At 73.2% G+C, this 25,897-nt stretch carries 19 protein-coding genes; 7 read left to right on the plus strand and 12 right to left on the minus strand.

What is annotated here, in order from left to right; genetic code table 11:
• Nucleotides 1-62 precede the first annotated feature (62 nt).
• The 3 genes from ACH4B3_RS00235 to ACH4B3_RS00245 all read right to left on the minus strand — a co-directional run bounded on the left by ACH4B3_RS00235 (nucleotide 63) and on the right by ACH4B3_RS00245 (nucleotide 6,247).
• On the minus strand, nucleotides 63-1,520 hold the full coding sequence (locus tag ACH4B3_RS00235) for an aldehyde dehydrogenase family protein (protein ID WP_398460456.1): 1,458 nt from the start codon (nucleotides 1,518-1,520) through the stop codon (nucleotides 63-65).
• A gap of 475 nt (nucleotides 1,521-1,995) precedes the next feature.
• Nucleotides 1,996-3,765, minus strand: coding sequence for a PucR family transcriptional regulator (locus tag ACH4B3_RS00240; RefSeq protein ID WP_398460457.1), 1,770 nt, complete (start codon nucleotides 3,763-3,765; stop codon nucleotides 1,996-1,998).
• A 280-nt stretch (nucleotides 3,766-4,045) separates the two neighbouring features.
• Entirely contained in the window at nucleotides 4,046-6,247 is a 2,202-nt protein-coding gene (locus ACH4B3_RS00245) for an ATP-binding protein (RefSeq protein ID WP_398460458.1), read from the minus strand.
• Nucleotides 6,248-6,748: 501 nt separating this feature from the next.
• Between ACH4B3_RS00245 and gabT the strand changes: the two genes are divergently transcribed.
• Together gabT and ACH4B3_RS00255 are read left to right on the plus strand one after the other, a co-directional pair.
• Nucleotides 6,749-8,101: a 4-aminobutyrate--2-oxoglutarate transaminase gene (gabT, locus tag ACH4B3_RS00250; protein ID WP_398460459.1), complete on the plus strand. Its 1,353-nt coding sequence runs from the start codon at nucleotides 6,749-6,751 to the stop codon at nucleotides 8,099-8,101.
• Nucleotides 8,102-8,689: 588 nt separating this feature from the next.
• A complete protein-coding gene (locus ACH4B3_RS00255; protein ID WP_398460460.1) occupies nucleotides 8,690-9,331 on the plus strand; it encodes a phosphatase PAP2 family protein in 642 nt (213 codons plus the stop codon).
• A gap of 25 nt (nucleotides 9,332-9,356) precedes the next feature.
• Here ACH4B3_RS00255 and ACH4B3_RS00260 read toward each other — a convergent pair whose 3' ends face one another.
• The 7 genes from ACH4B3_RS00260 to ACH4B3_RS00290 form a co-directional block, all read right to left on the minus strand.
• Complete coding sequence (locus ACH4B3_RS00260; protein ID WP_398461531.1) at nucleotides 9,357-10,736, minus strand: NAD(P)/FAD-dependent oxidoreductase; 1,380 nt, start codon at nucleotides 10,734-10,736, stop codon at nucleotides 9,357-9,359.
• Nucleotides 10,737-11,110: 374 nt separating this feature from the next.
• Nucleotides 11,111-11,929: an ABC transporter permease gene (locus ACH4B3_RS00265; protein WP_398460461.1), complete on the minus strand. Its 819-nt coding sequence runs from the start codon at nucleotides 11,927-11,929 to the stop codon at nucleotides 11,111-11,113.
• Nucleotides 11,929-12,873 carry an ABC transporter permease gene (locus ACH4B3_RS00270; RefSeq protein ID WP_398460462.1) on the minus strand — a complete coding sequence of 315 codons (945 nt, stop codon included), beginning with the start codon at nucleotides 12,871-12,873 and terminating at the stop codon, nucleotides 11,929-11,931. The genes ACH4B3_RS00265 and ACH4B3_RS00270 overlap by 1 nt, the downstream gene beginning before the upstream one ends.
• Complete coding sequence (locus ACH4B3_RS00275; protein WP_398460463.1) at nucleotides 12,870-14,027, minus strand: ABC transporter ATP-binding protein; 1,158 nt, start codon at nucleotides 14,025-14,027, stop codon at nucleotides 12,870-12,872. The genes ACH4B3_RS00270 and ACH4B3_RS00275 overlap by 4 nt, the downstream gene beginning before the upstream one ends.
• 20 nt (nucleotides 14,028-14,047) lie before the next feature.
• On the minus strand, nucleotides 14,048-15,292 hold the full coding sequence (locus ACH4B3_RS00280) for a PotD/PotF family extracellular solute-binding protein (protein ID WP_398460464.1): 1,245 nt from the start codon (nucleotides 15,290-15,292) through the stop codon (nucleotides 14,048-14,050).
• Nucleotides 15,293-15,616: 324 nt separating this feature from the next.
• Nucleotides 15,617-17,134, minus strand: a complete 1,518-nt coding sequence (locus tag ACH4B3_RS00285; RefSeq protein WP_398460465.1) for a gamma-aminobutyraldehyde dehydrogenase — start codon at nucleotides 17,132-17,134, stop codon at nucleotides 15,617-15,619.
• A 596-nt stretch (nucleotides 17,135-17,730) separates the two neighbouring features.
• On the minus strand, nucleotides 17,731-18,201 hold the full coding sequence (locus ACH4B3_RS00290) for a DUF4190 domain-containing protein (protein WP_398460466.1): 471 nt from the start codon (nucleotides 18,199-18,201) through the stop codon (nucleotides 17,731-17,733).
• A 113-nt stretch (nucleotides 18,202-18,314) separates the two neighbouring features.
• Between ACH4B3_RS00290 and ACH4B3_RS00295 the strand changes: the two genes are divergently transcribed.
• Nucleotides 18,315-18,965 carry an NADAR family protein gene (locus ACH4B3_RS00295; RefSeq protein ID WP_398461532.1) on the plus strand — a complete coding sequence of 217 codons (651 nt, stop codon included), beginning with the start codon at nucleotides 18,315-18,317 and terminating at the stop codon, nucleotides 18,963-18,965.
• Here the strand turns inward: ACH4B3_RS00295 and ACH4B3_RS00300 are convergent.
• Nucleotides 18,905-19,675: a DUF4190 domain-containing protein gene (locus tag ACH4B3_RS00300; RefSeq protein ID WP_398460467.1), complete on the minus strand. Its 771-nt coding sequence runs from the start codon at nucleotides 19,673-19,675 to the stop codon at nucleotides 18,905-18,907. The genes ACH4B3_RS00295 and ACH4B3_RS00300 overlap by 61 nt on opposite strands.
• A gap of 33 nt (nucleotides 19,676-19,708) precedes the next feature.
• On the opposite strand from ACH4B3_RS00300, the gene ACH4B3_RS00305 reads away from it, so the two are divergent.
• Nucleotides 19,709-20,821 carry an adenosine deaminase gene (locus ACH4B3_RS00305; RefSeq protein WP_398460468.1) on the plus strand — a complete coding sequence of 371 codons (1,113 nt, stop codon included), beginning with the start codon at nucleotides 19,709-19,711 and terminating at the stop codon, nucleotides 20,819-20,821.
• A 237-nt stretch (nucleotides 20,822-21,058) separates the two neighbouring features.
• The gene (locus ACH4B3_RS00310) at nucleotides 21,059-21,799 is read left to right on the plus strand and encodes a glycerophosphodiester phosphodiesterase (RefSeq protein ID WP_398460469.1); all 741 of its coding nucleotides are present in this window, start codon (nucleotides 21,059-21,061) and stop codon (nucleotides 21,797-21,799) included.
• A gap of 339 nt (nucleotides 21,800-22,138) precedes the next feature.
• On the opposite strand, the gene ACH4B3_RS00315 is transcribed toward ACH4B3_RS00310, so the two are convergent.
• A complete protein-coding gene (locus ACH4B3_RS00315) occupies nucleotides 22,139-23,593 on the minus strand; it encodes a gamma-aminobutyraldehyde dehydrogenase (RefSeq protein WP_398460470.1) in 1,455 nt (484 codons plus the stop codon).
• 185 nt (nucleotides 23,594-23,778) lie between these two features.
• On the opposite strand from ACH4B3_RS00315, the gene ACH4B3_RS00320 reads away from it, so the two are divergent.
• Both ACH4B3_RS00320 and ACH4B3_RS00325 read left to right on the plus strand, forming a co-directional pair.
• The gene (locus ACH4B3_RS00320) at nucleotides 23,779-24,249 is read left to right on the plus strand and encodes an Lrp/AsnC family transcriptional regulator (RefSeq protein WP_197990565.1); all 471 of its coding nucleotides are present in this window, start codon (nucleotides 23,779-23,781) and stop codon (nucleotides 24,247-24,249) included.
• A 2-nt stretch (nucleotides 24,250-24,251) separates the two neighbouring features.
• Nucleotides 24,252-25,613 carry an aspartate aminotransferase family protein gene (locus ACH4B3_RS00325; RefSeq protein ID WP_398460471.1) on the plus strand — a complete coding sequence of 454 codons (1,362 nt, stop codon included), beginning with the start codon at nucleotides 24,252-24,254 and terminating at the stop codon, nucleotides 25,611-25,613.
• The last annotated feature ends 284 nt before the right edge of the window (nucleotides 25,614-25,897 follow it).

The raw sequence follows: 25,897 nt of genomic DNA on the forward strand, positions 1-25,897 counted from the left end.
CCCGCCCCGGGTGGGGTGGGCGGTCCGCCGCTTAACCAGCTTCGGCCGTCTGGCCGATTTCGTCAGAGCGCGATGCCGGTGAGCACCAGGACCCGCTCGTAGGTGTAGTCGTCCATGGCGTACGCCACGCCCTCACGGCCCACACCGGACTGCTTGGCGCCGCCGTACGGCATCTGGTCGGCGCGGTAGGACGGCACGTCGCCGATGATCACGCCGCCGACCTCCAGCTCCCGGTGCGCCCGGAAGGCGGTCTGCACGTCGCGGGTGAAGACGCCCGCCTGCAGCCCGTACTTGGAGTCGTTGACGGCGGCGAAGGCCGCGTCCACACCGTCCACCTTGGTCACGGTCAGCACCGGGCCGAAGACCTCCTCGCAGGCGAGGGTCGCCTCGGCGGGCACGTCGGCGAGCACGGTCGGCGCGTACGAGGCACCGTCGCGCTCGCCGCCGGCGAGCAGCTTCGCCCCCGCCCGGACCGCCTCGTCCACCCAGGACTCGACGCGCTTGGCGGCGTCCTCGTTGACCAGCGGGCCGACGTCGGTGGCGGCGTCGGACGGGTCGCCGGTGACCTGGGCCTCCACCGCCGCGACGATCTTCGGCAGCAGCCGGTCATAGACCGAGGCGTCCGCGATGACCCGCTGCACCGAGATGCAGGACTGGCCGCCCTGGTAGTTGGAGAAGGTGGCGATCCGGGTCGCCGCCCAGTCCAGGTCCTCCTCGGAGGAGAAGTCCGGCAGCACGACGGCGGCGCCGTTGCCCCCGAGCTCCAGGGTGCAGTGCTTCCGCGGCACCGAGTCCATGATCGCGTAACCGACCTTGTCCGAACCGGTGAACGAGATCACCGGCAGCCGCTCGTCCTGCACCAGGGCGGGCATCCGGTCGTTCGGCACCGGCAGCACCGACCAGGAACCGGCCGGCAGCTCGGTCTCCGCGAGCAGCTCACCGAGGATCAGGCCGGACAGCGGGGTGGCCGGGGCCGGCTTGAGGATGATCGGCGCGCCGACCGCGATCGCCGGGGCGATCTTGTGGGCGCACAGGTTCAGCGGGAAGTTGAACGGCGCGATGCCCAGCACGGTGCCGCGCGGGAAGCGGCGGGTCAGCGCCAGCCGGCCGGCGCCACCCGCGTCGGTGTCCAGCCGCTGCGCCTCGCCACCGTTGAACCGGCGGGCCTCCTCCGCCGCGAACCGGAACACCGACACCGCGCGGCCGACCTCGCCGCGGGCCCACTTGATGGGCTTGCCGTTCTCGGCCGAGATCAGCTGCGCGATCTCCTCGGTGCGCTCCGCGAGCCGCTTCGAGACGTGGTCCAGCGCGGCGGCCCGGACGTGCGCGGGGGTGGCGGCGAACTCGTCCCGCACCGCGTGGGCGGCGGCCACCGCCTCCTCGACCTGCGCCTCGGTCGGGACGCTCACCGTGCCGACGAGACGGTCGTCCCAGGGGGACGTGACGTCGAAGGTGTCCTCGCCGGTCGCCTTGCGGCCGGCGAGCCAGAACGCGTGAGGAGCTACGCGGGAGGAAGTCACAGCGGATCCCGGCCCTTCCGAAGTGGTGTGGGTTGGTGCGATGGGTGCTACCCCCCCACCGTAGGGGCGGGGTCGGCGGAGCGCGTTTGTCCTACAAGGAGCAGTCGCCGCTCGGCCCGCACCGGAATGGCGTGCCCGCGGCTCCGGGCCTCCCCGACTCCCTCTGCACACGTCCCTGGCGTCCCGGGCGCCTCCGGCGTCACCGGTCGCCGGCGGGTGACGCCGGCATGGCCAGCACCTCCGGTGTCATCGGTCGCCGCCCGGTGCCTCCGGCGATGTCCGGTGCCTCCGGTGTCACCGGTGCCTTGCTGCCCGCGCAGCCGCTGCCACAGATCGGCGAAGAACGCCTCGTCGCGGCGGTGCCTCCGGTGTCACCGATCGCCGCCCGTGTCCCGCCGGGGCGGCGCCCACCCGGGGCCCGTGTCCTACGTCCCGCGCTCGCTCGTGTCCGGTCCGGCCCCGTGGCGCCCGGGGCTCAGCCCTGGGCGATCGGGCCGTCCGCCGGAGTCCCGGAGGTCGCCTTGAGCGCCAGCCACAGCTCCATCCGGACGTCCGCGTCGTCCAGTGACCGGCCGAGGATCTCCTCCACCCGCCGCATCCGGTACCGCAGGGTGTGGCGGTGGACGCCCAGGTCGGCGGCGGCCGCGTCCCACTGGCCGTGCCGGGACAGCCAGGCCCGCAGCGACGCCACCAGATCCCCGCGCCCGGTGGCGTCGTGCTCGTACAGGGCCCGGAGCATGCCGTCCGCGAAGGCCCGTACCGCGTCGTCCGCCAGCAGCGGCAGCACCGAGCCCGCCGCGACCTCCTCGTGCTCCACCAGTGCCCGGCCCCGCCGCCGGGCCACCGACAGCGCCTGCTCGGCCTGGCGGTACGCGCCCGCGGCCGCGATCGGTCCGGCCGGGGCCGAGAGTCCTATCACCGGTTCGTCGGTGGGAGCGCCCGCTCCGGAGGCCCGGTCCCGGGGCCGGGCGGCGCTACCGCGCCGGGCGTCCACCGCCGCCGCGTGCTCGGCACCGGCGGCCACCGCAGCACCGCCGTCCGGGGCCAGCACGATCAACCGCTCACCGTCCGGAACCACCAGCAGCGACTCGCCGGTGCGGGCCGCGGCCGTCTCCATCACGTCGGCCAGCGCACCCAGCGGATCGGCGGCGCCCTCCGCGGCCAGGGCGGCACCGGGCGGCCGGCCCGGCCCCGCCGGGGCCCCGGCGGCGTCCGGCGACGGCACTCCGTCGTCCGCGCCCTGTCCGGGCTGACCGGCCGCGACGGCCTGGCCACCGCCGGGAGCCGCCTCGGCCACCAGCACCCGGAACGGCGCGTCGAGCAGCCCGCCGTAGAGCCGGCCCGCCACCGCCCGGGCATGATCGGGCTCACCGGCCAGCAGCATGCGCAGCACCGCGGCGCCGAGCCGCTGCTCCGCCGCCTGCAGGGCCCGGGACCGCTCGGTGGTCAGCGTCAGCAGCGCCACCGCCGAGTTCACCGCGTACCGCTCGGCGGTACCGAGCGGAGCTCCGGTGCCGACCGCCAGCACGCCCCGGGCACGGCGGCCGGTGCCCAGCGACTGCAGTTCGACCCGGTCGGCCGTCTCCTCGCCCGCCTCCCCGTCGACCCCGCCGACCACGGCGCTCGCCGGGGCGGAGCGCGCCCGCAGCCGCTCGACGTCGGCGGTGAGGCGGGCGGCACGGCGGGCCGCCCAGTCGGGGGCGGCCGCCACCACCGTCCCGGAGGAGTCGTAGAGCGCCGCCCAGCCGTCCAGGTGCGCGGCCAGCCGGGCCAGCAGCGCCGCCGGACCCTCCGCGCCGATCGCGGCCCGGGTCAGCTCCCGCTGCGCCTCGAAACCGGCGGTGACCGCGCGGTACTGGTCGGCGGCGATGGCCGCCGAGACCGCCTTGGTGATGGCGATGAAGGGGGTACGGCGGGGGACCTCCAGCAACGGCAGACCGGCCTCGCGGGCCGCCGCGACGAGCGCCTCGGGCACCGTGTCGTAGTTCACCCCGACCGCGAAGCCGAGGCCCACCACGCCGGCCCCCACCAGCCGGTCGACGTAGCGGCGCATCGCGTCCGCGTCCTCGGCGTCCAACTTCATCGCGGTGATCAGCAGCAGCTCGCCGCCGTCCATGTACGGCACCGGATCGGCCAGCTCGCTCACATGGGCCCAGCGCACCGGGGTGTCCAACCGGTCCTCACCGGCCAGCACGGCCAGCTTCAGCGCGGAGTGGTGGACGAGTGAGGCGAGCGTGGGAGGCATGGCACCTTCGAGGACTTCGGCGACGGGAACGGACGGAGAGCGGTCGGACCGGCCGGCCGACCTGCCGGCCGGGCGGTCGCCCTGCCGGGCCCGGGAACGGTCCCGCGGGCGCGCGGACCACGGGTGGCCGCACTCCGGCCGCGCACGAGACGGGACACCGGGCGCGCGAAGACCACCGGGACCTCCCCGTGGACATCCGCACGCCCCTCCACTCTCCGGCAACGACTGCCGTTCTGTATGAACGGCTCTCGTCAATTCTGCCTCAGTGGCGGATTGCGCGTCATCCGCGCAGGTCGACCAGGACCGGCGGCGCGCTCTCCCCCCGTACCGAGGTGACCGAGAGCACCGCGTGCCCCGGCGGCACCGAGTGCGCCAGTTCCGACGCCGACCACCGCTCGCGCTCGACCTTCCGCACCGTCACCGACTGGATGGTGGCGTCCTTGCCGGTCACCACCTTCCGGATGAAGTGCAGCACCTTCGTCATCGGCTCGTCCGAGATGACCTGCCGGTCGGTGACGTCCCGGGCCTCCACCCAGGCCGTGCCCCACACCTCGGCGAACCGGGCCCCGTCCCAGGTCGTGATCCCGGCGTACGCCATCCGGCAGCCCACCGCGCCCAGCAGCGCACTGCGCAGGGCCTCCGGCACGTCGTCCAGGGTGCGCAGGGTCAGCACCGCGCCCGCGTTCGCGGCCCGCAACCGCTGAACGCCCCGCAACGCCTCCGGGGTCACGGTGTGCGAGGCGTCGTCCAGTACCAGGCAGGCGAACAGCGAACGGTCCGTCCGGCCCACCGCGCACTCCGTGAACTGCGCCAGGACCAGCCGCGCCAGCATCCGCGACGCCTCCGCGTGACCCCGCTCCGGAAGATCGATACGCACCCGCAGCGGGTGCTCCAGGGCCCGCAGCGAGAACGGTTTCCGGTCGCCCGCGGTGGCGAAGAAGTCGGCGAAGGCCGGGCGGTCCAGCAGCGCGACCCGATCCGCGAGCAGCGCCCCCACGTCCCCGGCGGCAGCCGACTGCCGCACCCGGGCATCCAGCTCCCGGGCCTGCGCGGACTCCCCCACCGCGGCCAGCGCGGCCCGCAGCGCGTCGATCGCGGCCCGCGAACCCTCCAGCAACTCCCGCAGCTCCGGCACCGAGGGGAAGCGGCCGTGCGCGGCCCGGAACGGGCCGAGGAGCTGGGCCAGCGCGGTCGCGGCGCGCCGGCTGTCACCGCCGGGCAGCGCATGGGCCATGTCGCCGACGAGCGCCTCGGCGAGCACACCGGCCGCCTCGTCGGGGTCCGTGGTGCCGCCGTAGAGGTCCAGGTCGTACGCGGACTCGGGACGGCCGATCTTCACCACCACGTCGAAGGCGTCGTCCGGGCCGATGCCCGCCCCGGCCGCCCCGACGGCCACCAGCGCCACCCGCCCCGCCAGCGCCTGCAGGCACAACGACTCCACCACCGGACGCACCAGCCGCCCGGTCTTGCCCGCCCCCGGGGGGCCCACCGCCAGCAGCGACGTGCCCAGCACGGCCGGATCCAGTGCCAGGCCCACCCCACGGAACTCGTACGGATTGCGGAGATCCTCGGTCGCGGCGCCGATCCGCACCTGCTGCGCCAGCAGGTCGTGCCGAGCGGTGCGCACCGGGAGATCACGCACCCCCGACGGGTGCCCGCAGGCCGCGGCCCCGTACCGCAGCACGGTGTCCGTGAACGCCGCCAACCGGCTCGGCTGGGCCCGCACCGACTCCCAGGCCCGGTCGATCCGCGAATGATCCACATCGTTCATCCGGCCACCGCGTGCCTCGGCAGCCAACCGATCAGCCGCCCCATGCGCCCCCGCGGCCCGCAACTCCGGCCACTCGACGGGGTCGGCGTGGGGGGCGGGGCTGGGCAGAGCCCCAGTCGGCGCCCGGAAGAGCGGACCTACATATCGGCGACACACTTCCGGCCACTGTCCGACGCGACCGAAGAAAGCAAAGATCGCAAAGCCGAGAATGTATTCGTAGACGCGAGTTGCCTCCGCAAAGCTTTCTTGGTCAAGGGCCCCGTCGCTCGTCTCATACCAGGACTCGGAGGTGAACACGTAGAAGAACCACATGTACCAACCCCCCAGGTAGCCGTTGATCACCACACGCCAGAGCAACCACGCACAGAGCCCGGCGATGAGCGCCCCACTCAGCAGCCTGCGCGCAGGGACCCGGTCCGGGTCCTCTGGAGGCTTTGGGATGTGGCCGTACTTCCATACGCCAGGCGAAGCAGCCGGCCTCGGAACCCTCATCCACGTCACCAACGATGTCCGAGCGTTATCGCTCGAAGGCGCCGCACCGGAAGGACTCGGCAGTGGAGCGCCCCCCGCACGCGCGCTCCCCTCCCAGCGTGGCGGTGCGGGCGGCATGGCCGGTACCCCCGGCGGCCCCACCGGAGGCGGCGGGGCCGCCGGGCGCGGGACCGCGTCTCGCCGTGTGCCCCGTGAGTCGTGCGTGCCCTCGGTGTCCATGCGCCGCCCCTTGCCCCCTGACCACCAAGCCGTTGACTGCCTCATGTGCGCGTTCATGGCGGTTCGTGCGCATTCCGGGGGTACGCCGAGGCGTATCCGCGCGCCTGCGCCGACACTCATGTACATGCACCGACGCTCAATCTAGTGGCCTGGCGCGGGGAGTTCAGCGACCGTGCCGAATGCCGCGCCCGGAGAAGACGTCATGATCACCCGCCGGGCCGGTCGGGCGCGGGCCGGTCGGGTGTCCGCCGGGCGGCCGGAGCACGCCCTCCGCGGCCGGGTCGCCCTCGGCCACCGCTCCGGCCGGGGGCGGGCCGCCGGCCCCCGCCGGGTGCGTCCGGTCCGGGCCGCGACGGCTTCGGGGGCCGCGTCCCGCCGGGGCGACGCTATGTCCGCCGCGGACAACGCCACGCGCCCACTGCTACCGAACGGAACATGCCCGATCCCCCGCTGCGCCCCTAGCCTGCGTCTAAAACCCCTGTTCTTCCCCTGGAGACCCTCATGACCGAACTGTCCGGAGGCCCGTCCCTCCCGCAGGAGCGCCGCGTCGTCACCGCGATCCCCGGCCCGAAGTCCCAGGAGCTGCAGGCGCGCCGCAGCGCTGTGGTGGCGGGTGGCGTCGGGTCCGTGCTGCCGGTGTTCACGGTGCGCGCGGGCGGCGGTGTGATCGAGGACGTGGACGGCAACTCGCTGATCGACTTCGGTTCGGGTATCGCCGTGACCTCGGTCGGTTCCAGCGCCGAGGCCGTGGTCCGCCGCGCTTCCGCGCAGCTCGCGGACTTCACCCACACCTGTTTCATGGTGACCCCGTACGAGGGCTACGTGGAGGTGTGCGAGGAGCTGGCGAAGCTGACGCCGGGCGACCACGCGAAGAAGTCGGCGCTGTTCAACTCGGGTGCCGAGGCCGTCGAGAACGCCGTCAAGATCGCCCGTGCGCACACCAAGCGCCAGGCGGTCGTCGTCTTCGACCACGGCTACCACGGCCGCACCAACCTCACCATGGCGCTGACCGCCAAGAACATGCCGTACAAGCACGGCTTCGGTCCGTTCGCGCCCGAGGTGTACCGGGTACCGGTGGCCTACGGTTACCGCTGGCCGACCGGCCCGGAGAACTGCGGTCCGGAGGCCGCGGCCCAGGCCATCGACCAGATCACCAAGCAGATCGGCGCGGAGAACGTCGCCGCGATCATCATCGAGCCGCTGCTGGGCGAGGGCGGCTTCATCGAGCCGGCGAAGGGCTTCCTGCCGGCCATCGTGAAGTTCGCGAACGACAACGGCATCGTCTTCGTCGCCGACGAGATCCAGTCCGGCTTCTGCCGTACCGGCCAGTGGTTCGCCTGTGAGGACGAGGGCATCGTCCCGGACCTGATCACCACCGCCAAGGGCATCGCGGGCGGTCTGCCGCTGGCCGCCGTGACCGGCCGCGCCGAGATCATGGACGCCGCGCACGCCGGTGGCCTGGGTGGCACCTACGGCGGCAACCCGGTGGCCTGCGCCGCGGCGCTCGGCTCCATCGAGACCATGCGCGAGCTGGACCTGAACGCGAAGGCCAAGCGGATCGAGGAGGTCATGAAGGGCCGCCTCACCTCGATGCAGGAGAAGTACGGCATCATCGGCGACATCCGCGGCCGTGGCGCGATGATCGCGATCGAGCTGGTCAAGGACCCGGCGACCAAGGAGCCGAACCCCGAGGCGGCGGGTGCGCTGGCCAAGGCCTGCCACGCCGAGGGCCTGATCGTGCTCACCTGCGGCACCTACGGGAACGTGCTCCGCTTCCTGCCGCCGCTGGTGATCGGCGAGGACCTGCTGAACGAGGGTCTGGACATCATCGAAGGCGCGTTCGCCGCGCTGTGAGCGAAGGCCGGACGGCCGGGCCGGGACCGGGCGAACGCCCCGGGCCCGGCCCGGCCGCGCTCCACCACCCGGCAGCCCCTCACCCGTCCGCGCCCCGGCCCCGGGCCTCCGCCCCCCCCGCCCACCTCGGCCAGTCTGGCCGCCTCGGCCGGTCTGTTCGGCCCCGCCCGCCTCGGCCGGCCCCGCCGATCCGCCGATGTGACGGAGCGTCACCCTCGGCGCGATGCTCGGCGGGGGCGGCGTGAAGAAGATGTGGGGGGCCGATGTCGGACGGGTGATCCGCCTGTCGGCCCGGGCTCCGCTGCCGTACGGTTTCTGCAGATGAGAGAAACACCTCGCTCGCAGGGGACTGCGGGCGATGCCGGAACGGCGCTTCCCCAGCTCCGGCCCGGCCGTGCCCTCGCGCACACCACTGGGGCCCCAGGCTCCGGATCTCCTCACCGATCGGACGGCCGCCCGCCCCAAACCCCCCGGGGCGCGCGGCCCCCCGGTCGCCTCGGCGGCCCTGGAACCACCCCCCCTGTTCCGGGGCCGCCGACTTTCCTCCTCACTCTCTGTGTTCTTCTCTTCGGCGTCCTGACCTGGCAGGTGGCAGCCGACGGCCCGCTGCGCGCCCTGGACGAGAGGGTCGGCCGCGCCGCACGGGGCCGGCTGGTCCCGGGCCGGTTCGCGGAGTTCTTCGCCGACCTCGGCAACATGACGGTCGCCCTCCCGGTGCTCGCGGTCGCCCTGGGGTACGCGGCATGGCGGCTGCGCCGGGCGACCGGTCGCTGGTGGCCGGCGCCGCTGGCGGCCGCGGTGACCATGGCGGCGGTGCCCGCGCTGGTCGCCCCGGTGAAGGCGCTGCTCGACCGGCCGGCCCCGCCGGGTCCGCTCGCCGGCACCGACGGGTTCTACCCGTCCGGCCACACCGCGACGGCCACCATCGCCTACGGGGCCGCGGCCATGCTGGTCCTGCTGAGCCACCGGGCGACCGGGGCCCGCCGCGCCTCCCCGCGGGGCTCCGGTGGGGCGGGCGGCGCCTCCGCCGCCGGCCGGGGCGGACCGGGCCGGCGGGGGGTGGCCGTGGTGGTCGCGGCGGTGGTGCTGCTGAACCTCGGTGTGGGGGCCGGTCTGGTGCTCCGCGGCTACCACTGGCCGCTGGACGTCATCGGCAGCTGGTGCCTTTCCGGGGCGCTGCTGACGGCGCTCCTCGCGGTGTGCCGCCGGTGGCTCGTCCCCCGGGGGTGAGCCACCGGCGGTCGGCGGGGCCGCGTCAGGAGTCGAAGCCGAGGCCGGCCTTGTCCATGGCCTTGAGCCACAGATTGCGGCGGCCGCCGCGCCGGTCGGCGCGGGTCATCGACCACTGGGTGATGCCGATGCCCGCCCAGCGCAGCGGTTCCGGCGGGAAGGGCAGCGGCTTGGTGCGCACCATGCGCAGCCGGGTGCGCTCGGTCTCCTCGCCGGCGAGCAGGTCGAGCATCACGTCCGCGCCGAACCGGGTGGCCCCGACCCCGAGGCCGGTGTAGCCGAGGGCGTAGGCGACCCGGCCGCCGTGCGCGGTGCCGAAGAAGGCGGAGAACCGGGAGCAGGTGTCGATGGCACCGCCCCAGGCGTGGCTGAAGCGCACCCCCTCCAGCTGCGGGAAGCAGCGGAAGAAGTGCCGGGCCAGGGTGCGGTAGGTGGCCGGGTGGTGGTCGTACTCGGCGCGTACCCGGCCGCCGAACCGGTAGACGATGTCGTAGCCGCCCCACAGGATGCGCTGGTCGTGGGTGATGCGGAAGTAGTGGAAGTGGTTGGCGCTGTCGCTCAGCCCCTGCCGGCCCCGCCAGCCGATGGCGGCGAGCTGGTCGGCGGTGAGCGGTTCGGTCATCAGCGCGTGGTCGTAGACCGGGACGACGTAGGGGCGGACGCGGCGGACAGGTGACGGGAAGGCGTTGGTGCCCAGTGCGACGTGCCGGGCGCGGATCCGTCCGTACGGGGTGGTGACGGTGCTGCCGCCGCCGGTGGCGGTGGGCCGCCCGGCGGGGGTGTGTTCGTAGATCCGCACACCGAGGCGGAGGCAGGCGTCCTTCAGGCCCCAGGCGAGCCGGGCGGGGTGGAGCATGGCCACTCCGTCGCGGTCCCACAGCCCGGCCAGGAAGGTGGGCGAGTCGACCTCGGCGCGGACCGCGTCGCGGTCCAGGAACTCTCCCGCGTCCAGGCCCAGCCGGCGGGCCTCCTCGGCGGTCTGCCGGAGCTCCTCGACCTGGTGCGGCTCGGTGGCCACGTCGATCTCGCCGGTGCGTTCGAAGTGGCAGTCGATGTCGTAGCGGGCCAGGGTGGCCTCGATCCCGTCGAGGTTGCGGCGGCCGAGGCGTTCCAGTTCGGGCAGTTCCTCGGGCCACCGGGCGAGTCCGTTGCCCAGGCCGTGGGTGAGGGAGGCGGCGCAGAAGCCGCCGTTGCGGCCGGAGGCCGCCCAGCCGATCTCCCGGCCTTCGACGAGGACGACGTCGCGGTCCGGGTCGCGCTCCTTGGCGCGCAGCGCGGTCCACAGTCCGGTGTAGCCGCCGCCGACGACGAGGAGGTCGCACTCCTCCTCGCCGACGAGCGCCGGGCGGGGCCTGGGCCGGTCGGGGTCGTCCAGCCAGTACGGCGTGGGTACGGCGTCGGCCAGGGCGGTGAGGGCGCCGGTCGCGGACTCGCGGGGCGCACCGGTTCCGGACGCACCGGGCCCGACCGGCGGCCTGGACCCGGCCGCCCCGGACCGCCCGGCGGAACGGGCGGAACCGGCGGAACCAGCCGATCCGGTGGAACCAGTCGGCCCGGCGGAACCGGCGGAACCAGCCGGCCCGGCGGAACCAGCGGAACCGGCCGGCCCGGCCGATGACGGCGCGGGGTCGCCGGCCTTCGGAGGCCCCGGGCACTCCGGAGGCACCGGGCGCTCCGGAGACTCGGGCGGCGGGGCGGCGGACGGGGTCGGGGGGACGGCGGACGACCCGGGCTCACTGTCCCCGGGATGAGACGGCATGGCGGCTGCGGCCATGGTTCTCAGCTCCTTTTGCGGCGGTTGCCGGCCAGCTGACCGACGAGTACGCAGAGCACCGCGAGGGCGAACATGGCGGTCCCGATCACGTTGATCTGGACGGGGGTGCCGCGTTGCGCCGATCCCCAGACGAACATGGGGAAGGTCACGGTCGATCCGGCGTTGAAGTTGGTGATGATGAAGTCGTCGAAGGACAGGGCGAAGGAGAGCAGCGCGCCGGCCGCGATGCCCGGGGCGGCGATCGGCAGGGTGACCCGCAGGAAGGTCTGCACCGGCGTGGCGTAGAGATCCTGCGCGGCCTGTTCCAGCCGGGGGTCCATGCTCAGCACCCGGGCCTTCACCGCGGTCACCACGAAGCTCACGCAGAACGTGATGTGCGCGATGAGGATGGTCCAGAAGCCGAAGTCGATGCCCATGTTGAGGAACAGGGTGGCCAGCGACGCGGCCATCACCACCTCGGGCATCGCCATCGGCAGGAAGATCATGCTGTTGACGGCGGGGCGGGCCCGGAACCGGTAGCGGGCGAGCGCGAAGGCGATCATGGTGCCCAGCGCGGTGGCGCCGACGGTGGCCCAGAAGGCGATCTTCAGGCTGAGGGTGAGCGAGCCGCACAGGTCGGCGACGCCGCACGGGTCGGTCCACGCCTCGGTGGAGAACCGCTGCCAGGAGTAGTTGAAGCGGCCGTTGGGCTTGTTGAACGAGTAGATCAGGACGATGACGTTGGGCAGCAGCAGATAGCCGAGTGTGGCCAGTCCGGCGAGCGTCACGAGGTGTGCGCGCAGCCAGCGCAGGGGCCGTTGGAAGGGGGCGGCGGTCGAGCGCATCAGACCAGTTCCTCCGTCCCTGACTTGCGGATGTAGACGGTGACCATGGCCAGGATCGCGGCCATGAGGATGAAGGACAGCGCGGCCGCGGTGGGGTAGTCCAGGACCCGCAGGAACTGCGACTGGATGACGTTGCCGACCATCTTCCGGTCCGCCGAGCCCAGCAGTTCGGCGTTGATGTAGTCGCCGGTGGCCGGGATGAAGGTGAGCAGGGTGCCGGCCACCACGCCGGGCATGGAGAGTGGGAAGGTCACCTTGCGGAAGGTGGTGAAGGGCCGGGCGTACAGGTCCCCGGCGGCCTCGTGCAGCCGGCCGTCGATCCGCTCCAGCGAGGAGTACAGCGGCAGCACCATGAACGGCAGGAAGTTGTAGGTGAGGCCGCAGACGACGGCGAGCGGGGTGGCGAGCACCCGGTCGCCCTCGGTGGCGCCGAGCCAGCTGGTCACGTCCAGCACGTGCAGCGAGTTGAGGATCGAGACGACGGTGCCGCTGTCGGCCAGGATCGTCTTCCAGGCGAGGGTGCGGATGAGGAAGCTGGTGAAGAACGGCGCGATGACCAGGATCATCAGCAGGGTGCGCCAGCGTCCGGCCTTGAACGCGATGAGGTACGCCAGCGGGTAGCCGAGCAGCAGGCATCCGGCGGTGGCGGCGCCCGCGTAGAGGACCGAGCGGAGGAACTGCGGGTAGTACTCGGTCAGCGCGTCGGCGTAGGTGCCGAAGTGCCAGGTGACCTCGAAGCCCTTCTCCAGCGAGCCGGTCTGCAGCGAGGTGGACGCCTGGTAGACGAGCGGGGCGGCGAAGAAGACCAGCAGCCAGACGAGGCCCGGCAGCAGCAGCCAGTACGGCACCAGCCGCTTGCGGACCGGGGTCTTCCGAGGGGTCTGCGCCGGGGGCGGGGGCGGCGGCGCGGGCGGTGGGGAGTGCGGCGCGTCGACGGCGGTCATGACGCCTCCTCGTCGGGTCCGGTCCCGGCGAGCGGTGACTGGTCGGCGTCGAGTCCGAAGCTGTGGGCCGGGTTCCAGTGCAGGACCACCTCGGCTCCGGGGACCAGCCGCGGGTCGCGCTCGATGTTCTGCTCGTAGACGGAGAGGGCGGCGGCGGAGGGGGCGTCGATGACGTACTGGGTGGACACGCCGATGAAGCTGGAGTCGGCGATCCGGCCGGTGAGCCGGTTGCGGCCGTCCGGGACGGTGTCCGCCTCGTCGGCGTGGGTGAGGGATATCTTCTCCGGCCGGACGCCGAGCAGTATCCGCTCGCCCGGGCGCGGGGCCCGGTCGCCGGTACATCGCCGCGCGGGCAGGGCCAGCCGGCTGCCGCCCGCGTCGACCAGCAGGTCGCCGCCGGACTCCCCGGTGACCTGGGCGGTGATCAGGTTGGAGGTGCCGAGGAAGTTGGCGACGAAGGTGGTCCGGGGGTTCTCGTACAGCTCGGCGGGGGCGCCCAGTTGCTCGACCCGGCCGCCGTTCATCACCGCGACCGTGTCGGCCATCGTCATGGCCTCCTCCTGGTCGTGGGTGACGTGGACGAAGGTGATGCCGACCTCGGTCTGGATGCGCTTGAGCTCCAGCTGCATCTGCCGGCGGAGCTTCAGGTCCAGGGCGCCGAGCGGCTCGTCCAGCAGCAGCACCCGCGGGTGGTTGATCAGTGCCCGGGCGACGGCGACCCGCTGCTGCTGGCCGCCGGAGAGCGCCTGGGGCTTGCGGCGCGCGTGGTCGCCGAGCTGCACCAGGTCGAGCATCTCGCCGACCTGCTTCTTCACCGACTTGATGCCGCGTCGGCGGAGGCCGAACGCGACGTTCTCGTAGATGTCCAGGTGCGGGAAGAGCGCGTAGCTCTGGAACACGGTGTTGACGGGGCGCTTGTACGGCGGCAGGTCGGTGACGTCCTGGGAGCCCAGGGAGATGGTGCCGGTGGTGGGCTCCTCCAGGCCCGCGATCATGCGCAGGGTGGTGGTCTTGCCGCAGCCGGAGGCGCCCAGCAGGGCGAAGAAGGTGCCGGCGGGGACGGTCAGGTCGAGGGGGTGGACGGCGGTGAAGGAGCCGTAGGTCTTGCTGATCCCGGCGAGGCGGACGTCGCCGCCGGAGTGGGTCTGCGTCATGGTGGGTGGCTTCTTCCGGTTCAGGCGCCGATGAGCTTGGCGAACTTGTCCTCGAACTCCGTCTCTTCCTCGCTGCTCAGCGAACGGAAGGCGTGCGACTTCGCGGCCATCTCGCGGTCCGGGAGGATGAACGGGTTGCGGGCCAGCTCCTCGTCGATCCTGGCGAGTTCGGCGCGTACGCCCTCGACCGGGCAGACGTAGTTGATCCACGCGGCGAGCCGGGCGGCGACCTTGGGCTCGTAGTAGTAGTCGATGAGCCGCTCGGCGTTCTTCTTGTGCCGAGCCGCGTTGGGCACCAGCAGGTTGTCGGTGGAGATCATGTAGCCGCTGTCGGGGATGGCGAAGTCGATGGCGGGGTTGTCGGCCTGGAGCTGCATCAGGTCGCCGGCCCAGGCGACGCAGGCGGCCAGGTCGCCCTTGTCCAGGTCGCCGGTGTAGTCGTTGCCGGTGAAGCGGCGGATCTGCCCGTTGTCGACGGCCTTCTGCAGGCGGGCGATGGCGGCGTCGTAGTCGTCCGCGGTGACGTCCTCGGTCCGCTTGCCCATGTCGAGGAGGGTGAGGCCGACGGTGTCGCGCATCTCGGTGAGCATCCCGACCCGGCCCTTCAGCTCGGGGTCCTCCAGCAGCTGGCTGATGGAGGACACCTTGCGGCCGCCGGTCGCCTTCCGGTTGTAGGCGATGACGGCGGGGATGCCGGTCCAGGTGTAGGAGTGCGCGCGGCCTGGGTCCCAGTCGGGGCTGCGGAACTGGGGCGAGAGGTTGGCGAAGGCGTGCGGCAGGTTCGACTGGTCGAGCTTCTGCATCCAGCCGAGCCGGATCATCCGGGCGGCCATCCAGTCGGTGACGCAGATCAGGTCGCGGCCGGTGTCCTTGCCCGCCGCCAGCTGGGGTTTGACCTTGCCGAAGAACTCGACGTTGTCGTTGATGTCCTCGGTGTACTTGACCTTGATGCCGGTGCGCCGCTGGAACTCCTCCAGGGTGGGCCGGCTCTTCCCGTCCTCGCCGACGTCCAGGTACTCGGTCCAGTTGGAGAAGTCGAGGCGCTTCTCCTCGTCGGAGTGGTCGTCGGAGGGGCCGGACTCGCTGCGGGTGGCGGCCGGGATCCCGCAGGCGGCGAGGGTGCCGATGCCGCCGAGGGCCAGGGCGCCGGCGCCGCTCGCCCGCAGCAGGGACCGGCGGGTCATCGCCATCCGGCCCTGGGCCACACTGCGTCGTACCGCGGCCAGCTGCGGCGGGGACAGGGTTTCGGGCTCGTGGTGCTCCATCTGTGCCCTTTCGGGGGTGGCGGCCGGGGTGGCCGGTGGTACGGACTCGCGGTGGGGTCGCGGAGGCGGTGGCCGGGGCGGCGGTGCCGCGGGAGCCGGGGGGGAGGGACGGGCGGGCCCGGGCCGCCGGGTGCGGGGAGGAGGGGGCCGCGGCGCCGGGTACCCGCCGGCCGGGGGCGCGGCACGGTGCCGCGCCGGGCGGTTCCGGGACGGGGCCGTCCGGCGGCGGGCGGCGGGGCGGGCGGGGGCGGTGGCGCCGGGCCCGGGCCGGCCGGGCCACCGCGGCGGGGCCTGGGCCGGGCCGGCCGGGCCACCGCGGCGAGGTCAGCCGCGGGACCCGAAGACGGTGCGGTGCCAGTCCTTCCGGGCCACCGCCGTGTTGTCGTACATGACGTGCTTGATCTGCGTGTACTCGTCGAAGGAGTACATCGACATGTCCTTGCCGTAGCCGGACGCGCCGGCTCCGCCGTGCGGCATCTCGCTGATGATGGGGATGTGGTCGTTGACCCAGACGCAGCCGGCCCGCAGTTCGCGGGTGGCACGGCCGGCCCGGTACACGTCGCGGGTCCAGGCGGACGCGGCGAGACCGTAGGGGGTGTCGTTGGCCAGCGCGAGCCCCTCGTCGTCGGTGTCGAAGGGGAGGACGACGAGGACCGGGCCGAACACCTCGGACCGGACGATCTCGCTGTCCTGGGCCGCTCCGGTGATCAGGGTCGGTCGGTAGTAGGCGCCCCGGGCGAGGTCGCCCGTTCCGGCGGCGCCGCCGGTGACGACGGTGGCGTGGTCCCGGGCCCGGTCCACGAAGGCGGCGACCCGGTCGCGGTGGGTGTGCGAGACCAGCGGGCCGAGGTCGGTGCAGGGGGCGAAGGGGTCGCCCAGCCGCACCGTCGCCATGAGGTCGGCGACCCCTGCCACGAAGGCGTCGTGGAGGGGGCGCTGCACATAGGCGCGGGTGGCGGCGGTGCAGTCCTGGCCGGTGTTGATCAGCGCGGCCGCGACCGCGCCGTGCACGGCGGCCTCCAGGTCGGCGTCGTCGAAGACCACGAACGGCGCCTTGCCGCCGAGTTCGAGGTGGAGGCGTTTGACGGTGCCGGTGGCGATCTCGGCGACCCGGCGACCGACCGCGGTGGACCCGGTGAAGGAGGTCATGGCCACGCCGGGGTGGCCGACGAGGTGTTCCCCGGCGACCGGGCCGGTCCCGCTCACCACGTTGACGACCCCGTCGGGGATGCCCGCCTCGGTCGCGGCCCGGGCGAACAGCAGGGAGGTCAGCGGGGTGAGTTCGGCCGGCTTGAGGACGATGGTGTTGCCCGCGGCGATGGCCGGCAGGACCTTCCACGCGGCCATCTGGAGCGGGTAGTTCCAGGGGGCGATGGAGCCGATGACGCCGATCGGTTCGCGGCGGACCATCGAGGTGTGGTCGGCGCTGTACTCACCGGCCGCCCGGCCTTCGAGGTTGCGGGCGGCCCCGGCGAAGAACGCGGTGTTGTCGATGGTGCCGGGGACGTCGAACTCGGTACTCAGTCTCAGGGGCTTGCCGCACTGCAGCGATTCGGCGGCGGCCAGCTCGGCGGCCTGGTCGGCGAGCACGGCGGCGAACCGGTGCAGCGCGTCCGACCGCTCCCCCGGGGTGGCCCCCGCCCAGCCGGGGTAGGCCGCCGTCGCGGCGGCCACCGCCGCGTCCACGTCGGCGCGGCTCGCCGTCCGGTAGTCGAGCACCTTCTCGCCGGTGGCCGGATCGACCACCGTGTGGACGTGGCCGGAGCTGCCCTCGGTCAGCCGGCCGTCGATGTACTGCGCGCCGTCGGCGAACCGCTCCGACGCATCGAACCGCTGATCCATCCCGCTGCTCTCCTCCGCCTCGACCAGTGACTTGAGCACAGTCGGCCGGACCGCTGAGCGCTGCTTCGCGTGAAGCGGGCAGCGTGGCCCTGACCGGAATTGATGGCTGATCCTGACAGAGGAGACGGGCACCAACAAGGGATTCCGTTGTTGCTTTTTGGTTTCGCAACGGATTCTGTCTCAGCGGTCGAGGTGGACACCCGGGGCCGCGGACGCCGCGGGCAGCGCCCCGGCAGGACGCGCCGCGGGCCCCGCCGGCAGGCCGGAAGCACCGCCGGACCCGCCCCCCGTGCGGCGGGGTGCCGCACGGGACCGGGGCGCCGCCGGAGAGCCGGTCGGGGGGGGGACGGGAAACGGGAAACCGGACCGGAAACGGGGACGCCGGGCCGGGGCCGCGGCCGCGCCGGGGGCCGAGGGTCCCGAGGGCGTGCGGCCGGGGCCGAGGCCGCCGTGCCCCGGACAGGGCCCGGACAAGGGCCCGGACAGGGCCGCGGTCGCCCGACGGCCGGGACAGGTGCCCCTCCGTGGCGTACCCGGCCCCGGCGCTCCGGTGGCGCGGCGGGCGGCCGCCACCACCGGCCCACCGGCGCCGCGGCTCAGAACACCGAGTCCAGGGCGGCGTCCAGGGCGGCGAGGTAGATCACCGGGACGAACATGCCGATGATCCCGCAGACGAGGCCCGCGGTCGCCGAGCCGCCGTTGTTCGCCTCGCCACGGCCCGCCTTCCCCTTGCCGATCGCCCCGAAGATGATGGCGAGGATGCCGAGGATCACCGCGAAGACCCACAGGAAGTAGGTGATGCCGCAGACGAGGCCGAGGATGCCGCAGACCAGCGCGGCGGTCCCCATGCCGTTGCTCTGCGCCACGGGCATCGCGGCCCCGCCCGGGTAGCCCGGGTACCCGGGGTACCCGGCAGGTGGCGCGGACGGGTATCCGGCTCCGGGCGCACCGGGCTGCCCGGCCCCCGGGTGGTAGGGCTGGCCGGGCGGTATCGGGGGCTGCTGCGGCGGGTTCCCGTAGGCGTTGGGGTCCTGACCGGCGGGCGGGCCTGGGTGGTTGTGGGACATGATCGGGTTTCTCCCCTCCTGGAATGCGTCGCGCAATGGTACGGGCACGGTCGGTGGTGGGGCAGACATACGGGATTGTCGGCACCGGGTGCCAGAATCAGGCCATGGGTGAGATGGCGAAGTACGGGCCGCCGGCGGGGGATCCGGTGGGTCCGCCGGGGGAACTCCGCGACGGCCCGCGGTCGGTGACGGAGCTGGTCACACGGGTGGCGGGCGGCGAGCGGTTCCGTTACGTGTGGTTCTGGGGACACCGGCCCCGGCCGGACGGCGCGGTGGGACACGGCTGTTTCAGCCAGTGGTGGCCCGCTCCGTTCACGGCGGACGGTGTCCGGTACGCGACCGCCGAGCACTGGATGATGGCGGGCAAGGCCCGGCTCTTCGGCGACGCGGACGCCGAGCGGCGCGCGGTGTCCGCCGGCCACCCCAAGCAGGCCAAGGACGCGGGCCGGTCGGTCCGGGGCTTCGACGAGGAGGTGTGGGCCGCGCACCGCTTCGAACTCGTGGTGTGCGGCAGTGTGCTGAAGTTCGGTCAGCATCCGCGGCTGCGGGAGTATCTGCTGGGGACCGGATCACGGGTGCTGGTGGAGGCGAGTCCGCTGGACCGGATATGGGGCATCGGGCTGGCCGCGGACGACGAGCGGGCGCCCGATCCGGCTCGCTGGCGCGGGCTCAACCTGCTGGGCTTCGCGCTGATGGAGGCGCGTCAGCGGCTGGCGGCGGGCGGTCCGTCCGGGGCCGGCGCCGCGGCGGTGGTGCCGGGGTAGCCCCGGCCGCCGCTCGCCTCGTCGTCCTGCTCGTCCGCGATGACCGCGACCAGCACGATCAGGCTCGCGACGACGGCCACCACGCCGAGGATCAGCCCGGCGAGCGCCTGGCCTCCGTTGTCCGCCTCGCCCCGGTTCGCCCGGCCGCGGCCCAGCGCCCCGAAGATGATCGCCAGGGTGCCCAGGATGATGCCGAAGAAGATGCTGAAGAAGAGCACCAGCCCGACGATGCCGAGGACCAGTGCGGCGACGCCCTGGCCGTTGTTGGGCAGCTGGCCGGCGTGCTGCCAGCCGTATGGCGAACCGGGCGGGCCGTACGGCACGCCCGGCGCGGCGGGGTAGCCGCCCGGCGGATGGCCGGGCCCCGGCGTGCCGTAGCCCGGCTGTCCGTAGGAGGTGGGGCCGTAGGGGGCCGGGCCCGGCGCGGCGGGCGTGCCGTAGGGGGAGCCGCCGGCCGGCCAGGACGGGTAGGCGCTGGGGGTGCCGGGCCCGGTCGGCGCGGGCGGCGGTGGCGGCACCGCGCCGGGCGGCAGCGCCCCGTACGGCGGGGCCGGCGCGGCACCGGGCAGGGTCGGCAGGTGCGGGGCGGGCGGGCGGCCCGGGTCCGGCGCCCGGTCCTCCGGTGGTGCCCAGGGGTCGCGTTCACCGGGCCCGGGCGGCTGGGCCGGCCCCCCGGCAGGTTCGGGACGCCGTCCGGTCTGATCGTCCATGTCTCTCCCCCACCCGCGCTGCGTCGCCCGGCCATGCTACGGCCTGGGCCCGGCGCCCGTCCGGGCCGGTTCTACGATGGCCGGAGCCCGCCGCCCAGGGCTTTCCACGAGGAGGATCAGTTGACCGATCTCAGTGCCTTCATCGCCGGGCTGCCGAAAGCCGAACTCCACGTGCACCACGTCGGTTCGGCGTCGCCGCGCATCGTCGCCGAGCTGGCCGCCCGCCACCCGGACTCCCGGGTGCCCACCGACCCCGAGGCGCTGGTGGACTACTTCGCGTTCCGCGATTTCGCGCACTTCGTCGAGATCTACCTGTCGGTGGTCGACCTGATCCGGGACGCCGAGGACGTCCGGCTGCTCACCTACGAGGTCGCCCGGGACATGGCGCGGCAGAACATCCGGTACGCCGAACTGACCGTCACCCCCTACAGCTCCACCCGGCGCGGCATCCCCGACGGCGCTTTCGTGGAGGCGATCGAGGACGCCCGGAAGGCGGCCGAGGCGGAGCTGGGCGTGGTGCTGCGCTGGTGCTTCGACATCCCCGGCGAGGCGGGGCTGGAGGCCGCCGAGGAGACCGCCCGGATCGCCACCGAGCTGCGGCCCGAGGGCCTGGTCAGCTTCGGCCTGGGCGGGCCGGAGATCGGTGTGCCGCGGCCTCAGTTCAAGCCGTACTTCGACCGGGCGATCGCGGCCGGGCTGCACAGTGTCCCGCACGCGGGCGAGACCACCGGGCCGCAGACGATCTGGGACGCGCTCACCGAACTGCGCGCGGAGCGGATCGGCCACGGCACCAGCTGCGTCCAGGACCCGAAGCTGCTCGCGCACCTGGCCGAGCACCGGATCCCGCTGGAGGTCTGCCCGACCTCCAACATCGCCACCCGCGCCGTCGCCTCGCTCGACGAGCACCCGATCGCCAGGATGGTGGAGGCCGGGGTGCTGGTGACCGTCAACAGCGACGACCCGCCGATGTTCGGCACCGACCTGAACACCGAGTACGCGGTCGCGGCGCGGCTGCTGGGGCTGGACGAGGTGGGCGTGGCGGCGCTGGCGAAGAACGCCGTCGAGGTGTCCTTCCTCGACCCGGCGGGCAAGGCGGCGCTGATCACCGAGATCGACACCTACACGGCGGCGCACGCGGCCGGCTGACGGACGCCCTCCCCGGGGCGTCGGACCGTGGGCCCGGGCCGGCCGGCGTTCGGGCGGCCCGAGGCATCCCGCCGCGCCCGGGCCACCCGCCGCCGCGCCGCCCGGGCGCGGCGGTGCCGGGCGGACGGTGACCGGCGCCGGGCACGGCGCACCGCCCGACGGCCTCCGCCGGGCCCGCTGACCGCAGCGGGCGACAGGCCGGCGGCCGGTGCCGGGCCGCCGGGCCACAATGTCCCCATGCTGACCAGGGATACGGCGCCGGGGGCCGCGTTCGCCGCGGTCGCCCACCGCGGCGATCCGTACGCGCACCGCGAGAACACCCTCCCCTCGATCCGCTCCGCGGTGAGCGCCGGCGCGACGGCGGTGGAGATCGACGTACGGCTCACCCGCGACGGTGTCCCGGTCGTGGTGCACGACGCCACGCTCAAGCGGCTGTGGGAGTACGACCGGCCGGTGCGGGAGCTGTCCGCCGCCCGGGTGCGGGAGGTCACCGGGGACGGGGTGCCGTTCCTGCACGAGGCGCTCGCCGCGACCGAGCGGGTACGCGTACTGATCGACCTGCCGGACGTCTCCGCGGTCCGCGCCACCGTCGCCGAGGTGCGCGGGAGCGGTGCCGCCGGCCGTGCCTACTACTGCGGCGACGTGGCCGCGCTGCGCGCGGTGCGCCACGCGGACCCCGACGCCGAGATCGCCCTCACCTGGACGACCCTCGCCCCGCCCCGCCCGTCGCTGCTCCGGGATCTCGGGCCGCGCTGGATCAACTACCGTTTCGGGCTGGTGAGCCCCGGCCTGGTGGAGCGGGCGCATGCCGACGGACTGCTGGTCTCGGCGTGGACCGCCGACACCCGGTGGTCGATGGCGCGGCTGCTGCGCGCGGGCGTCGACTCGATCACCACCAACCGGATCGGCACGCTGTGCGCGCTGCTGGACCGCCGCCGGGACCGGCGTCCGGGGCCCGCACCGGGCTCCGGACGCTGAGCGGACGTTCCGGCCCCGGCCGCCACCGGACGCGGGCGGCCCCGCACCGGGTGTCCCCGTGCGGCGCCTCCTCGCACGGGACGCGCCGGCCGGGCCGGAAGAGCGGCTGCCGCTGCCCGCCACCGCGTCGGGAAAGGTACTGCCGGCCGCCGCGCACCGCCCCCGGGAGCCGCTCGGGCCGCTGCCCGGGGCGGATCCGGGCGGACGGCCTGGCGGTGCCGAGCGAGGAGCACCGTCCGGCCCGCGTCCACAGGGCCCGGGCCCGCCGCCGGGGATACGCGCCGGCCCCCGGCGCGCCGGGTGGCGCGCCGGGGGCCGGCGGGGCGAGGGGCCGGCTGGTCAGCCGCCGAGGGAGGTCATCACGTGCTTGATGCGGGTGTAGTCCTCGAAGCCGTAGGCCGACAGGTCCTTGCCGTAGCCGGACTTCTTGAAGCCGCCGTGCGGCATCTCGGCGACCAGCGGGATGTGGGTGTTGATCCACACGCAGCCGAAGTCCAGGACCTTGGACATGCGCATCGCGCGGGCGTGGTCCTTGGTCCACACCGAGGAGGCCAGCGCGTACTCGACACCGTTGGCGTACTCCACGGCCTGGGACTCGTCGGAGAAGGACTGGACGGTGATCACCGGGCCGAAGACCTCGTTCTGGACGATCTCGTCGTCCTGCTTGAGGCCGGAGACGACGGTGGGGGCGTAGAAGTAGCCCTTGTCGCCGACCCGGTGGCCGCCGGCCTCGACCTTGGCGTGCGCCGGGAGGCGGTCGATGAAGCCGCTGACCTGGGCGAGCTGGTTGGCGTTGTTGAGCGGGCCGTACAGCGCGTCCTCGTCGTCCGGGTGGCCGGTCTTCGTGTCCGCGGCGGCCTTGGCCAGGGCGGCGACGAACTCGTCGTGGATGGACTGGTGGACCAGCACGCGGGTGGCGGCGGTGCAGTCCTGGCCGGCGTTGAAGAAGCCCGCGACGGAGATGTCCTCGACGGCCTTGGCGATGTCGGTGTCCTCGAAGACCACCACCGGGGCCTTGCCGCCGAGCTCCAGGTGGACCCGCTTGACGTCCTTGGAGGCGCTCTCGGCGACCTGCATGCCGGCCCGCACCGAGCCGGTGATGGAGGCCATCGCCGGCACCTTGTGCTCCACCATCAGGCGGCCGGTCTCGCGGTCGCCGCAGATGACGTTGAAGACGCCCTTGGGGTGGCCGAGCTCGGCCAGCACGCCGCCGATGATCTCGGCGATCAGGACGGTGGACGCCGGGGTGGTGTCGGACGGCTTGATGACGACGGTGTTGCCCGCGGCGAGCGCCGGGGCGAACTTCCACACGGCCATCATCATCGGGTAGTTCCAGGGGGCCACCTGGGCGCAGACGCCGACCGGCTCGCGGCGGATGATGGAGGTCATGCCGTCCATGTACTCGCCGGCCGAGCGGCCCTCCAGCAGGCGGGCGGCGCCGGCGAAGAAGCGGATCTGGTCGATCATCGGCGGGATCTCCTCGTCCCGCGTCAGGGCGATCGGCTTGCCGGTGTTCTCCGACTCGGCGGCGATGAGGTCCTCGGCCCGCGCCTCGAAGGCGTCGGCGATCTTCAGCAGCACCTTCTGGCGCTCGGCGGGCACCAGGTCCCGCCAGGCCGGGAACGCCGCGGCCGCGGCGTCCATGGCGGCGTCGACGTCGGCCGCCCCGGAGAGCGGCGCGGTCGCGTACGCCTCGCCCGTGGCCGGGTTGACCACCTCGGTGGTCCGCCCGTCGGCGGCGTCCCGGAACTCCCCGTCGATGTAGTTGCGCAGACGACGCAGTTCGGTGGTCACGTGCCACCCCTTCTGTTGCGGTCGGATGTCCGATGGGTGAGACACCCACCCTAGCCGCCGAAGCGACGCATTCAACATACCCAACCGTCCACAACTACGGAATCCGTGACTTTCGATCCCCAGAACAACGAATTTCATCGGTTTGGGGTTGCCAGACTGCCGAGTCCTCATGCACAGTGGCATACGTGGCCACTGACAAGAACGGCACGCCGTCGATCGACTCCGTCTCCCTGGCGATCATCGAGCAGCTCCAGGAGGACGGGCGCCGTCCGTACGCCGCCATCGGGAAGGCCGTGGGCCTGTCCGAAGCGGCCGTCCGGCAGCGCGTACAGAAGCTGCTCGACCAGGGCGTCATGCAGATCGTCGCCGTCACCGACCCCCTCACCGTGGGGCTGCGGCGGCAGGCGATGGTCGGCATCAACGTCGAGGGCGACCTCGACCCGGTGGCCGACGCGCTGACCGCCATGGAGGAGGTCGAGTACGTGGTGATGACCGCGGGCTCGTTCGACCTCATCATCGAGATCGTCTGCGAGGACGACGACCATCTCCTCCAAATGATCAACAAGCGGATCCGCACGCTGCCCGGCGTGCGCTCCACCGAGAGCTTCGTCTACCTCAAGCTCCGGAAGCAGACCTACACCTGGGGAACGAGATAGCTATGAGCGCCGACCTCTCCAAGACGGCGTACGACCACCTGTGGATGCACTTCACCCGCATGTCGTCGTACGAGAACGCTCCCGTACCGACCATCGTGCGCGGTGAGGGTACGTACATCTACGACGACAAGGGCAAGCGGTACATCGACGGGCTCGCCGGCCTGTTCGTGGTCAACGCCGGTCACGGTCGCCGCGAGCTCGCCGAGACCGCCTACAAGCAGGCCCAGGAGCTGGCCTTCTTCCCGGTGTGGAGCTACGCCCACCCCAAGGCGGTCGAGCTGGCCGAGCGGCTCGCGAACCACGCCCCCGGCGACCTGAACAAGGTCTTCTTCACCACCGGCGGCGGCGAGGCCGTCGAGACCGCGTGGAAGCTGGCCAAGCAGTACTTCAAGCTGGTCGGCAAGCCGACCAAGTACAAGGTGATCTCCCGCGCGGTGGCCTACCACGGCACCCCGCAGGGCGCCCTGTCCATCACCGGCCTGCCCGGGCTGAAGGCCCCGTTCGAGCCGCTGGTGCCCGGTGCCCACAAGGTCCCCAACACCAACATCTACCGCGCCCCGATCTTCGGTGACGACCCCGAGGCGTTCGGCCGCTGGGCCGCCGACCAGATCGAGCAGCAGATCCTCTTCGAGGGCCCGGACACCGTCGCCGCGGTCTTCCTGGAGCCGGTGCAGAACGCCGGTGGCTGCTTCCCGCCGCCGCCCGGCTACTTCCAGCGGGTCCGCGAGATCTGCGACCAGTACGACGTGCTGCTCGTCTCCGACGAGGTCATCTGCGCCTTCGGCCGGCTCGGCACGATGTTCGCGTGCGACAAGTTCGACTACGTGCCGGACATGATCACCTGCGCCAAGGGCATGACCTCGGGCTACTCCCCGATCGGCGCCTGCATCGTCTCCGACCGCATCGCCGAGCCGTTCTACAAGGGCGACAACACCTTCCTGCACGGCTACACCTTCGGTGGCCACCCGGTCTCCGCCGCGGTGGGCCTGGCCAACCTGGACATCTTCGAGCGCGAGGGCCTCAACCAGCACGTGCTGGACAACGAGGGCGCCTTCCGGAAGACCCTGCAGAAGCTGCACGACCTGCCGATCGTCGGCGACGTGCGCGGGAACGGCTACTTCTACGGCATCGAGCTGGTGAAGGACAAGACCACCAAGGAGTCCTTCAACGACGAGGAGACCGAGCGCGTGCTCTACGGCTTCCTCTCCAAGGCGCTGTACGACAACGGGCTGTACTGCCGCGCCGACGACCGCGGCGACCCGGTCGTCCAGCTGGCGCCGCCGCTGGTGGCGGACCAGTCGACGTTCGACGAGATCGAGCAGGTGCTCCGGGCCACCCTCAGCGAGGCGTGGACGAAGCTCTGACCCTGTTCTGATCTTCCGTCCCTCCGGACTCCGCCCGGGACTCACACCCCTCCCCCCGGGCGGCCCCCGCCGCCGCGGCCCCCTCGTCGTCCCATGACGAGGGGGCCGCGGCGGTACGCCCGGCCGCCGAGGCGTGACCAGGGCTGATCGGAGGAAACGGAGCGCCCCCGCGCCGAGCCTGGGCCCGATCCGCCACCGCGACTCCTTAACGTGCCAGTGACCGATTCGCTCTGTCCTCGTTCACCCATCCAGGGGAGCGGACATTCGTAGGTAAGCCGAGGTGC

The organism is Streptomyces sp. NPDC018031, from assembly GCF_044327625.1.
Lineage (GTDB): Bacteria > Actinomycetota > Actinomycetes > Streptomycetales > Streptomycetaceae > Streptomyces.

Excerpts from the sequence above, each read along its gene's own strand:
- ACH4B3_RS00240 (WP_398460457.1), bottom strand. The coding sequence starts at position 3,765 with ATGCCTCCCACGCTCGCCTCACTCGTCCACCACTCCGCGCTGAAGCTG.
- ACH4B3_RS00245 (WP_398460458.1), bottom strand. The coding sequence starts at position 6,247 with ATGGACACCGAGGGCACGCACGACTCACGGGGCACACGGCGAGACGCG.
- gabT (WP_398460459.1), top strand. The coding sequence starts at position 6,749 with ATGACCGAACTGTCCGGAGGCCCGTCCCTCCCGCAGGAGCGCCGCGTC.
- ACH4B3_RS00265 (WP_398460461.1), bottom strand. The coding sequence starts at position 11,929 with ATGCGCTCGACCGCCGCCCCCTTCCAACGGCCCCTGCGCTGGCTGCGC.
- ACH4B3_RS00270 (WP_398460462.1), bottom strand. The coding sequence starts at position 12,873 with ATGACCGCCGTCGACGCGCCGCACTCCCCACCGCCCGCGCCGCCGCCC.
- ACH4B3_RS00275 (WP_398460463.1), bottom strand. The coding sequence starts at position 14,027 with ATGACGCAGACCCACTCCGGCGGCGACGTCCGCCTCGCCGGGATCAGC.
- ACH4B3_RS00280 (WP_398460464.1), bottom strand. The coding sequence starts at position 15,292 with ATGGAGCACCACGAGCCCGAAACCCTGTCCCCGCCGCAGCTGGCCGCG.
- ACH4B3_RS00285 (WP_398460465.1), bottom strand. The coding sequence starts at position 17,134 with ATGGATCAGCGGTTCGATGCGTCGGAGCGGTTCGCCGACGGCGCGCAG.
- ACH4B3_RS00290 (WP_398460466.1), bottom strand. The coding sequence starts at position 18,201 with ATGTCCCACAACCACCCAGGCCCGCCCGCCGGTCAGGACCCCAACGCC.
- ACH4B3_RS00295 (WP_398461532.1), top strand. The coding sequence starts at position 18,315 with ATGGCGAAGTACGGGCCGCCGGCGGGGGATCCGGTGGGTCCGCCGGGG.
- ACH4B3_RS00300 (WP_398460467.1), bottom strand. The coding sequence starts at position 19,675 with ATGGACGATCAGACCGGACGGCGTCCCGAACCTGCCGGGGGGCCGGCC.
- ACH4B3_RS00305 (WP_398460468.1), top strand. The coding sequence starts at position 19,709 with ATGCTACGGCCTGGGCCCGGCGCCCGTCCGGGCCGGTTCTACGATGGC.
- ACH4B3_RS00310 (WP_398460469.1), top strand. The coding sequence starts at position 21,059 with ATGCTGACCAGGGATACGGCGCCGGGGGCCGCGTTCGCCGCGGTCGCC.
- ACH4B3_RS00325 (WP_398460471.1), top strand. The coding sequence starts at position 24,252 with ATGAGCGCCGACCTCTCCAAGACGGCGTACGACCACCTGTGGATGCAC.